This is a genomic window from Desulfosarcina sp. (assembly GCF_033791525.1).
GTDB lineage: Bacteria > Desulfobacterota > Desulfobacteria > Desulfobacterales > Desulfosarcinaceae > Desulfosarcina.
In genome coordinates this window covers 1-9860 of record NZ_JASJGN010000236.1, presented here as the reverse complement: position 1 = coordinate 9860, position 9860 = coordinate 1, and the positions used below count along the sequence as shown (strand labels likewise).

The 9860-nt window shown below is 56.2% G+C and carries 11 protein-coding genes and 1 pseudogene; 7 read left to right on the top strand and 5 right to left on the bottom strand.

The window, feature by feature from the left end; all coding sequences use genetic code 11:
• The 3 genes from QNK41_RS11810 to QNK41_RS11800 form a co-directional block, all read left to right on the top strand.
• The coding region (locus tag QNK41_RS11810; protein ID WP_319257038.1) for an SPOR domain-containing protein at positions 1-325 on the top strand (325 nt) is incomplete at its 5' end.
• Positions 326-650: 325 nt separating this feature from the next.
• A complete protein-coding gene (gene gmhB, locus QNK41_RS11805; protein ID WP_319257035.1) occupies positions 651-1220 on the top strand; it encodes a D-glycero-beta-D-manno-heptose 1,7-bisphosphate 7-phosphatase in 570 nt (189 codons plus the stop codon).
• The gene (locus tag QNK41_RS11800; protein ID WP_319257031.1) at positions 1187-3439 is read left to right on the top strand and encodes an ATP-dependent RecD-like DNA helicase; all 2253 of its coding nucleotides are present in this window, start codon (positions 1187-1189) and stop codon (positions 3437-3439) included. Before gmhB ends, QNK41_RS11800 begins: the two co-directional genes overlap by 34 nt.
• 284 nt (positions 3440-3723) lie before the next feature.
• Here QNK41_RS11800 and QNK41_RS11795 read toward each other — a convergent pair whose 3' ends face one another.
• The gene (locus tag QNK41_RS11795) at positions 3724-4152 is read right to left on the bottom strand and encodes a DUF1178 family protein (RefSeq protein WP_319257028.1); all 429 of its coding nucleotides are present in this window, start codon (positions 4150-4152) and stop codon (positions 3724-3726) included.
• A gap of 158 nt (positions 4153-4310) precedes the next feature.
• Here QNK41_RS11795 and QNK41_RS11790 point away from each other — a divergent pair, with 158 nt between their 5' ends.
• Both QNK41_RS11790 and nadB read left to right on the top strand, forming a co-directional pair.
• The gene (locus QNK41_RS11790) at positions 4311-4976 is read left to right on the top strand and encodes a TIGR04211 family SH3 domain-containing protein (RefSeq protein WP_319257025.1); all 666 of its coding nucleotides are present in this window, start codon (positions 4311-4313) and stop codon (positions 4974-4976) included.
• On the top strand, positions 4976-6616 hold the full coding sequence (gene nadB, locus QNK41_RS11785; protein ID WP_319257022.1) for an L-aspartate oxidase: 1641 nt from the start codon (positions 4976-4978) through the stop codon (positions 6614-6616). Before QNK41_RS11790 ends, nadB begins: the two co-directional genes overlap by 1 nt.
• A 167-nt stretch (positions 6617-6783) precedes the next feature.
• Here the strand turns inward: nadB and QNK41_RS11780 are convergent, their stop codons facing one another.
• Complete coding sequence (locus QNK41_RS11780) at positions 6784-6915, bottom strand: hypothetical protein (RefSeq protein ID WP_320416518.1); 132 nt, start codon at positions 6913-6915, stop codon at positions 6784-6786.
• Between QNK41_RS11780 and QNK41_RS22875 the strand changes: the two genes are divergently transcribed.
• Positions 6859-6984, top strand: coding sequence for a hypothetical protein (locus QNK41_RS22875; RefSeq protein ID WP_320416517.1), 126 nt, complete (start codon positions 6859-6861; stop codon positions 6982-6984). The two genes, QNK41_RS11780 and QNK41_RS22875, sit on opposite strands and share 57 nt — an antisense overlap.
• A 383-nt stretch (positions 6985-7367) precedes the next feature.
• Here QNK41_RS22875 and QNK41_RS11775 read toward each other — a convergent pair whose 3' ends face one another.
• Entirely contained in the window at positions 7368-8015 is a 648-nt protein-coding gene (locus tag QNK41_RS11775) for a phage integrase N-terminal SAM-like domain-containing protein (RefSeq protein WP_319257019.1), read from the bottom strand.
• An 80-nt stretch (positions 8016-8095) separates the two neighbouring features.
• On the opposite strand from QNK41_RS11775, the gene QNK41_RS11770 reads away from it, so the two are divergent.
• Positions 8096-8425, top strand: a complete 330-nt coding sequence (locus QNK41_RS11770) for a hypothetical protein (protein WP_319257016.1) — start codon at positions 8096-8098, stop codon at positions 8423-8425.
• 212 nt (positions 8426-8637) lie between these two features.
• On the opposite strand, the gene QNK41_RS11765 is transcribed toward QNK41_RS11770, so the two are convergent.
• Together QNK41_RS11765 and QNK41_RS11760 are read right to left on the bottom strand one after the other, a co-directional pair.
• Positions 8638-9414, bottom strand: coding sequence for a transposase (locus tag QNK41_RS11765; RefSeq protein WP_319257013.1), 777 nt, complete (start codon positions 9412-9414; stop codon positions 8638-8640).
• Positions 9411-9860 (bottom strand): annotated as a pseudogene (locus QNK41_RS11760) (hypothetical protein); the annotation flags it as partial. The pseudogene QNK41_RS11760 and the gene QNK41_RS11765, both read right to left, overlap by 4 nt.

The window sequence follows — 9860 nt, the reverse complement described above, 5'->3', positions numbered from 1 at the left end:
GGGCCCCGGCACGGCCCGCGTGGAAATCGTGGCGCTGGGCGAACGACGCCAGACGGCCTCGGGTGACGCCTTCGTCCCCATGGACTATTTCAACGGTGCATTCACCTTCCAGGTGGGGGCTTTTTCCAGCCGGGACAATGCCGAGCGTCTGCGGGCCAAGCTGGACCAAGCCTTCATCAACGCCCACGTCACGCGCTATGATCGCGGTGATGCGGTCTTCTACCGGGTTCGCGTGGGCCGTTGCAACGACCTCGAGAGCGCCGAAAAGTATGAACAGCACCTGGCAAGCAGCGGGTACCCCGATGCCTTTATCGTGGCCGAGTGAAAAATCGGGTCCAAGGGGTCGAGGATTCGAGGGTCCAAGGGAAAGGGTCACTGAAGACTGAAAAACCGTGGTAGATGACAAAAAGCACTTACAGATGATGGATGTCGGAAGTCTGAATGCCTGGAAAAAAAATGCCGATAAATGTGAGTTAGGCATCTTACTGCAAAATAATGAGTCTAACATTAGCACGGCCGGAGCCATGGTTTCGACATCTTGATAGAAATTGATAATTTACATTCACTTGACCCCTTGAACCCTCGAATCCTTGAACCCTTTTTAATGTCACCTTTCATCTCTGGCTGTCGCCAAAGGGTAAATATTCATATTGAATCCCTTTAAAACCATTTTCCTCGACCGCGACGGTGTCATCAATGAAGACTCCCCTGACTACATCAAGTGTTGGGCGGAGTTTCACTTCATACCGGGCAGCCTGGATGCCGTCGCCCGCCTGACCCGCAGCGGCTTGACCGTCATCGTCATCACCAACCAGTCGGCCATCAACCGCCGGTGGGTTTCCGTGACAGAGCTGGAAACAATGCACCGCCGGCTGCGCCAGGCCGTCCTCGACAGCGGTGGCCGGATCACGGACATCTTCTATTGCCCCCACCTGCCGGATGAAGGCTGCGGCTGCCGCAAGCCGAAACCGGGACTGATCTTCGCCGCCCGGGACCGCTACGGCATCGACCTCTCCAGTGCCGTGATGGTGGGCGACAGCGTCAAAGATATCCTGGCGGGTCAGGCCGCGGACTGCGGCCGGACTGTCCTTGTGCAAACCGGCAACGGAATGACCGCCATCCAGGCCCTCGAAGAAACCGGCCAGCGCCCCGATCACGTGGCCGCCGACCTGGACCGGGCGGCGCAATGGATCCTGGACCGGCCCGGCTCACACCCATGACGCCCTCCCCGGAAATCACCCTGGCCGGCCATATCGAGCGGGTCACCTATTACAACCGGGAGAATCACTTCACCATCGCCCGGCTGCGCACCGATGAAAACCGCCGGACCATCACCATCAAAGGCACCATGCCCGAGCCTCGCGTCGGGGAATCGATAGAGGTCCGGGGACGCTGGGAGACCCATGCCCGCTATGGCCAGCAGCTCACCTTCACGGCCTTTACGGTACTTCTGCCGGCCACGGTGGACGGCATTCGCAGCTACCTGGAATCGGGTTTCATCAAGGGCGTGGGTCTCCGGCTGATCGACCGGATCATCAACCACTTCAAGGCCGACACCCTGGCGGTGATCGAGGCCAATCCTGATCGGCTCACCGAGGTGGTCGGCGTCGGCAAAAAGACCGCCCGGCGGATCGCCGGGGCCTGGCAATCCCATCACGCCGCCAGGCAGCTGGTGCGCTTTCTGGAGGAAGCCGGCGTGGACACCGCCTATGCCGGCCGTCTGCTGCGCGAGTATGGCAGCGACGTCATCGACATTCTGTGCAACGACCCCTACCGGGTGGCCGAGGACATTCCCCGGATCGGTTTTCGCATTGCCGACGCCATCGTCCGGCACGCCGACACCCCCGTCGATGAAATGGATCGGGCCAGAGCCTGCATGTTTCACCTGTTCGAACAGGCCGTTGACCAGGGACATGCGTATATTGCCCAGGACCAGCTTTTCGACCAGTGCCGGGAAACCTACGATGTCGAGCCGGAAACCGGTTCAGCCGCCCTGAATCACCTGGTTCAGGCAGGGGAGCTGGTGGTGGCAGATGAAGCGCATGGGGCGAATTCACCCCTGATCTTTCCCAGACTGCTCCACCAGGCCGAAACCGTGATCGCCCGCCGCATCGAGGCCATGCAGTCCATCCCCCTGGCCGACACGCCGCCGGACAGCCGGTTGATCACCGAGGAAGTGTTGAAGAAACTGTCCATCACCCTGTCCACGCAGCAGGAGGAGATCCTCTCGCAAATGCTCTCCCACAAGGTGTCGGTAATCACCGGCGGTCCCGGCACCGGGAAAACCACGTTGATTCGCTCGATCACAGCCGTGATGGAGAGATTGGGACACCGGGTGATGCTGGCGGCGCCCACGGGCCGGGCCGCCCGGCGCCTTTCCGAAGTGACCGGCCGGCCGGCGGCCACCCTTCACAAGGCCTTGGGTTACAACCTGGCCGACGGCCGCTTCGAGCGCAGCGAAGACGATCCCCTGGCCGCTGATGTGGTGGTCGTGGACGAGACCTCCATGGTGGATACCCTGCTCATGGCCCAACTGATCCGGGCCGTACCGGTGACCGCCACCCTCATCCTGGTGGGGGATGTTTTCCAGCTGCCGTCGGTCGGGCCGGGTAACGTGCTCTCCGACCTGATCCGCTCCCAAAAAATCATCACCTTCGAACTGACCGAGATTTTCCGTCAGGACCAGCAGAGCGCCATCGTCGTCAATGCCCATCGGGTCCGCAACGGTCAGCCGCCGGTCATCGCCCCTCCCGACGACCCGGATGAGCTGTCCGAGTTTTACTTCATGGAACAGGCCGATCCCGAACGGGTGGTCGAAACGGTGGTCAAACTCTGCCAGCGGGAGATTCCTCGTCACTTAAGGCTGGATCCTGTCCGTGACATTCAGGTGCTCACCCCCATGCATCGCGGCCCGGTGGGCACGCTCAACCTGAATCGGGTGCTCCAGGACGCGCTGAACCCCACCGGTGAGCAGGTGGAGGTGGTGGGCCGCCGGTTCAAGGTGGGTGACAAGGTGATGCACCTGCGCAACAACTATCGCAAAGAGGTTTTCAACGGGGATATCGGCATTCTGGACAGCATCGATCTGGAACATGAGCGTGCCGAGGTGGACTACGACGGCCGCAAGGTACCCTATGACTTCGTGGAACTGGACGAGCTGAGCCTGGCCTATGCGATTTCCGTGCACAAATCCCAGGGATCGGAATACCCGGCGGTGGTGATCCCCCTGCTGACCCAGCACTACGTCATGCTCCAGCGCAATCTGCTCTACACTGCGCTGAGCCGCGGCAAACAGCTGGTGGTCATGGTGGGCACCACCAAAGCCCTGAACGTGGCATTGAAAAACGATCGCCCCCGGCAGCGACGCTCCATGCTGGCCAGGCGGTTGAATCCGGAGTTGCCTGAAGACAGAGGACAGGGCCAGATGACTGAGGACTGATCACTGAGGACTGAAATCGGAGGTCGGAAGACAAACAAAAAAAAGACAATAGACAAAAACCAAATGACAAATAAATCACAATAATCAAATTCGAAATTCCAAACCTTATGGCCTCGAAGATTGGATATTGAAATTTGGAATTTATTTGAGATTTGTTATTGTGTAGGTTGTTGGTTGAGCGCTGGTGCCTGAATGGGCAGTTTCCAGTTTATCCGGGGCATGGGGTTATTGTTTGAACCCCCTCGCCCCTTTGGGGAGAGGGCCGGGGTGAGGGGGAAATTGGGTCAGGAGGCTTCCGGATCCGAAGGTTCCGAGGGGACGGGAATCTTGAAAAAACGGATGCCTTCGGCTTTGAGGGTTTCTTCCTCCTTGGGCGTGCTGACGCCGCGGATGCTCCGGGGTTCGGTTACGCCATAATGCATCTTCAGTGCCTCTTCGGCAAAATCGGCGCCCACGTTGTCGAAATTATCCTGCACATAGTCGACGATTTTTTTGCCCAGGGCCTCCATGTCCGCAGTGTCGCCCGGGTTGAGGGGCAGCGTGCCGGATGAGCCCTTAATGGCAAACATGGAGGGCACTTTGAAGACACCGGTATCCTCGCAGACCGGGCAGGCAATCATGCCTTGTTTTTTCTGCCGGTCGAAAGACTGACTGTCCTCGAACCACCCTTCAAACTGGTGACCGTTGCTGCATTGTAGGTCGTACGCGATCATAAAGCCTTCACCTGCCTGTTTCTGTTGAACTTTTTGGATTAGCACAGGGCTTGCGGTTTGAAAAGAAATTATTGACAGATGCTTGTTTTTCAACTCAAAATAGGTCCGTTTTTTCCAGTGTCTGAAACAACCCCAATAAAATGGAGTGTGAATTGGTTATGAAAAGCCTGAAAGTAGGGTTCTGGATGGTACTAGTTGGCATTTTAATCCTGCCGGCCGCAAGTGTCGCGGAAACCGTTTACGTGTCCGAAGACTTCGAGATTACCATGCGCACCGGACCCGGCTCCGACCGTAAAATCATTTCACTGGTCCAGAGCGGCAGAGCGCTCAATATCCTGGATAAAGGTGAAGAGTGGTCTAAGGTACGCGACCCCAACGGCAAGGAAGGCTGGGTGCTCAACCGCTATATCACCCCCAGCCAGCCCTGTGCCATGGTGCTGGGCCGTGTCAGGCAGGACTTCGACGTGCTGACCGCCAAGTACGAGGACCTGAAGGGCAATTTCGACCAACTCAATTCGCAGAAAAAAGCCACCGATGCCGATCTTTCCCAGAACCAAAAGGACCGCGACGAACTCAGCACCGCTTACGAGACCCTGAAGAAGGACTCCGCTGATTTCCTGAAGCTCAAGCAGCGCCACAAACAGGTGACCGCCGATCTGGAAGCGGAGAAAACCCTTGCGGCCAAACTGGATGAAGAAAACATGCAGTTGAAGCGCAGCCGCATTATCCAATGGGTGCTCACCGGCGGCGGCATCATGCTGCTGGGATTTTTCATCGGCCTCTTCAGCTCCAGCCGGCGCAAGTCCCGCTCTTCCCTGTATTAATGGATATACAAACTGATTTTCTCATCATCGGCAGCGGCATCGCCGGGTTGATGGTCGCTCTCAAGGTGGCCGACAGCGGAACCGTGGCCATCGTCACCAAAAAGCAGGCGATGGACAGCAACACCAACCTCGCCCAGGGGGGTATCGCCTCCGTATTCGACCCACAGGATTCCTTTGACCTGCACATCCAGGATACGCTGGATGCCGGCGACGGCCTGTGCAATCCGGACGTGGTCCGACAGGTGGTGGTCGGCGGTCCCGAACGCATCCGGGAATTGATGGAGATCGGCGTCGGTTTCAACACGGAAGGCGACAGTCCGGGGGAAAACCGCAGCGAGCCGTTTGATCTGGGCCGGGAGGGCGGTCACTCGCGCAACCGCATCGTCCACGCCCACGATATGACCGGCCGTGAAGTCGAGCAGGTGCTCCTGGAGCGGGCCCGCCAAAACCGGAATATCCGCTTTTACGAAAACCACATGGCCATCGACCTGATCACCTTCTCCACCCGCATCAAACGCGGTCTGGTCACCACCACCCACGAGGATTACTGCTGCGGCGCCTATGTACTGGACCGCGAATCGCACCAGGTCCTGACCGTCGGCGCCGGCATCACCCTGCTGGCCACCGGCGGTGCCGGCAAGGTGTATCTGTATACCAGCAACCCGGACATCGCCACCGGCGACGGCATTGCCATGGGATACCGGGCGGGTGCCACCGTGGCCAACCTGGAGTTCGTCCAGTTCCACCCCACCTGCCTGTATCATCCGGCCGCCAAGAATTTTCTTATCTCGGAAGCGGTGCGCGGTGAAGGGGGGCGCCTCATGGATGCCGGCGGAAATTCCTTCATGGAACGCTACGACCCCAAAAAAGACCTGGCCTGCCGCGATGTGGTGGCCCGTGCCATCGACACGGAACTCAAACGCACCGGCCATGACAGCGTATTTCTGGATATTTCCCACCGTCCCGCAGGGTTCGTCACGGGCCGCTTTCCCAACTTGGTTGAAAAATGCCTCGCTTTCGGCATCGACATGACCAAAGCGCCGATCCCCGTCGTGCCGGCCGCCCATTACATGTGCGGCGGTGTGGTTACAGACATGTTCGGCCGTACAGACATCAACCGCCTCTATGCCGTGGGCGAAACCGCCTGCACCGGACTTCACGGCGCCAACCGGCTGGCCAGCAACTCCCTGCTGGAGGCCCTGATCTACGCAGATGCCGCCGCCCGCCAGACGATAAGGGACCTCGGCGGAAACGACAGGGGGACCTTCCCGGACATCCCGGACTGGGACGACGTGGGCACCACCGACAGTGACGAGCAGATCATGGTCGCCCACAACTGGGACGAAATCCGTCGACTCATGTGGAACTATGTGGGCATCGTTCGCTCGGACAAGCGCCTGGCCCGCGCCCAGCGACGCATCGACACCATCCAGAAAGAAATCAGCGAGTACTACTGGAATTTTAAGGTCTCACCGGACCTCATCGAGCTTCGCAACATCGCCACCGTGGCCGAGCTGATCATCAAATGCGCCGCCCACCGTAAAGAGAGCCGCGGCCTGCACTACAACATCGGCTACCCCAAAAGAGACGACCACCGCTGGAAGAAAGACACGGTGATCCGCCGGCAGATTGTGGGGTAGGCCCACCGGCTGGTTGCAATCAAGCGGGTGAACCGGTCCGCAGCCGTATTTATATCCAGGCCGTCGTCACCTCACCGCCTTGACCTTGTGCGTTCCTTTGAAAAAGCTACTGCAGGGGCGCGTTTACCTTTCAGATCCCAGCGCATTACCGTATTGCTGCAACATCCCTACTTTAAGACATGGCCTTCTGCACGAAGGGTATCCAGGGGACTGGCCACCGCTGCCAAGTTTTTCTGCATGACATGGGTGTAGATCTCAGTGGTTTTCACATCCGCATGGCCCATCAGTTCCTGGACGATCCGGATATTGACGCCATTTTCGAGCAGGTGGGTGGCGTATCCCGGTTACTGCATCAAGCGGAGAAGTGAATGGTCAAGGCATTTTGATGCGAAGCTGTAGTTACAATTACCGCGAGTATCGAATAACGCAGGCCATGCGCCTCTCCGTTTGACCCAACGGGTGAAATCACTTGAGTAAATTGATGCAAAATAAAATTTTAATATCTACAACCGGATTATCGAGCATCGATTTTGAAACCAAAGGATGCTCGCTATTCTGCATGTTCTCACTAAAATGATTTCATGCAGCAGCCGGGATAGGTGGGATGAAAGGTATGACTGGTGACCCGTTTGGCCAACCCGGCGTGGAGTGCCGCCACCCGAACGGCTTTCTGCAACCCGGAGGCGAGAACATGGTGGCGGCGCTCACGGCCGCTGCGCGGATCGACGCTGCGCTTCTTGGCCGGGAAAAGTTACTGCCAACCCAGGTCGCGGGCACCGGGACCCATCTTTCTGGCAAACCCTTCCGGCAACCAGGCCTCGCCGAATCCTTCGGCAAGGTCCGCAGTGTGAATGTGCCGCACGGTCTCCAGTTGGGTGTTCAGTTTTTCAGCAAGGGTCTTCGGCAGGGGCACCCCGCGGTCCTTGCCGCCTTTTCCGAGCCTCACGTAAATCATGCCGCACTCAATGTCGATGCTGTTGACCCGTAGGCGGCCGCACTCCATCAGTCGAAGACCGGTGCCATACAGTAGTTCAGACATCAACAGATGCGGGCCCTGCATCTGGTTGAGCACCACTCTGGTTTCATCGGCGGACATGACCACCGGCAACCGCGGGCGACGCTTGGCCCTTAGCGGGGCGATCTGGTCGTTGATTTCAATATGGAGAACGTGTTTATACAAAAAGATAATAGCATTGAGTGCCTGGCGCTGGGTCGCCGCCGAAACCTTTTTGGTGGTTGCCAGATAACTGAGAAAGGTTTCAACTTCCTTTGCACCCAACTTTCCGGGATGGCGATGAACGCCGAAGTACCGGATATATCTTAGAATCCATTTACAATAGGTCTTTTCCGTGTTAAATGCATAGTGATGATATCGCAGGACCTGGCGTACTTGATCCATTAACTTCAGGTCGCGATTCGGGGTGAATTTCGGTTTGGTTTCCATTCTATAACGGTGATACGTGGAAAATTTTCCATGTATTGCCACTGTTCGGTATAGAAAAGATGATCAATCTAACACACATCGAAAAACAGAAACTTGAACGTGAATTGGGGATGAGTAGCGGTTATGTGCTATGCTTTTCGAATCGGACTTTCGAGGAGTTCTTTCGCGAAGTGGTCGGTATTGAGATTTATGAATCACGTTTCGATTATGGCTCAGGCTCCAAAGCAAATCGAATGAGGGCATTCTGGAACAAGGCAACGGATGATCAACTCCGCCTCCTTTTCAATGGGCTTCTTGAGGGATGGGAGATTTACTCTGAAGAGTCGATTTCACAGTCTGCGCGTGAATTATTGGTTAGTACCTGAATTTTGCACGCATACAGCCGCTATGGGCCTCACCCATTAAATTATCATTTTCTTGACAGATTTCTTTGAAGGATGCTTTTACTAATCTGTCGTGCAAACGGAAGTAAAAATGGCTGGCCCATCTCGCGCTATATGTTTTAAATTCATTGAAATCCATCCATGCAAAAAATTTTGTGCATCTACGATCTTTAGATAATTTATGCTAAAATTACTCAAGCCATCCATGGTCTGGGCTGTGCTCGTTTCATATCCAGATATTTCAGGAAAGCAAACAATCCCAGTGTCCGGCTGTCATGAACCGAATAGCGAACCTTGTCTCGATTGGAAGCAGTGACCACCTTTGCCGAAATCATCAGCAGACGGAGTCGAGCTATTCTTACGGTATTGGTCCTGATGCCTGTCAAAGCCTGCTCATCGCGGACCGTTTCCGTTGACCGGGCACTGCGTTCGGCAAGGATCTTCATATAGCGCCAGATGTTATAGGCCAGCATGACGATCTGAAAATAAGCGTAGTTGCTTTTGAACCGAGAGGATGGAATCGCATCCAGGCCTTCCCGCTTGGATTCTCCGACCAGATTTTCGACATCGGCCCGTTTATCATATTCCCGGATTACTTTATGGGCCTTGCGTTGCAGGCTGGTACAAAAGATCCGATATTTGTAGCGGTCATCTTCGAACAGCACCAGTTGAACACCGCGGTCTGATGAAACGGTGGATTCTATGGGAATCCGCATGGCCACGAATCGGCAGGGTACTTTCCAGCCATGCGGTTGATACACACAACTGTTGTACTGATAAGGTTGGCGCTTTTTCGGCTGATACCAACCGGCAGGATCAAATACGGGATTGCACCGCTTGTTGGCGATGATGAAATCCAGTTTGGCGTGGATGCACGCCTGAACGCTTTCCCAGCTTTGAAATTCGCCGTCAGCACGAATCAATACCTGTTGAACGCAATCCGGCAGGCATCCCTTGATCCTTTTGATCAACGCGGCGTTTCCTTGCCGGTAATCGTTTCACCCTTGCGTAGGCCGCCTACAAGATACTCACGGCTTTGTTGGATGAAGCCCAACACCGGCCGGTAGCCTTTCTTTCCACGGTTTTTGGTGTTGTGGCCCTTGCGTCCGCCTTGCTGGTTGCCGAACAATGTCTCCACGGTCGTATCGATATCCACACAAACACGATGATAGTTCAAGTCGCACAATTGCCAGGTACGCTGGCGCAGTAGAGCCATCAACTTGACCAATGCATTGGCCTGGTTGAGCCCCAGGCTGTTGACATAGCGCCAGAACGTGGACGCAACTGGCAGGCGACGCAACTGGAAAAAGCCGCACAACATGGCATCGAGCCGCAGATAGCTGAAGTGCCAAATCCGGTTGAAGCCGATGAACAGTAGCATTAAAAGTCCCACGACCATCTTATAGTGACCCAGCTT

Excerpts from the sequence above, each read along its gene's own strand:
- QNK41_RS11800 (WP_319257031.1), top strand. The coding sequence starts at position 1,187 with ATGGATCCTGGACCGGCCCGGCTCACACCCATGACGCCCTCCCCGGAA.
- QNK41_RS11795 (WP_319257028.1), bottom strand. The coding sequence starts at position 4,152 with ATGATCGCGTACGACCTACAATGCAGCAACGGTCACCAGTTTGAAGGG.
- QNK41_RS11790 (WP_319257025.1), top strand. The coding sequence starts at position 4,311 with ATGAAAAGCCTGAAAGTAGGGTTCTGGATGGTACTAGTTGGCATTTTA.
- nadB (WP_319257022.1), top strand. The coding sequence starts at position 4,976 with ATGGATATACAAACTGATTTTCTCATCATCGGCAGCGGCATCGCCGGG.
- QNK41_RS22875 (WP_320416517.1), top strand. The coding sequence starts at position 6,859 with ATGGGTGTAGATCTCAGTGGTTTTCACATCCGCATGGCCCATCAGTTC.
- QNK41_RS11775 (WP_319257019.1), bottom strand. The coding sequence starts at position 8,015 with ATGGATCAAGTACGCCAGGTCCTGCGATATCATCACTATGCATTTAAC.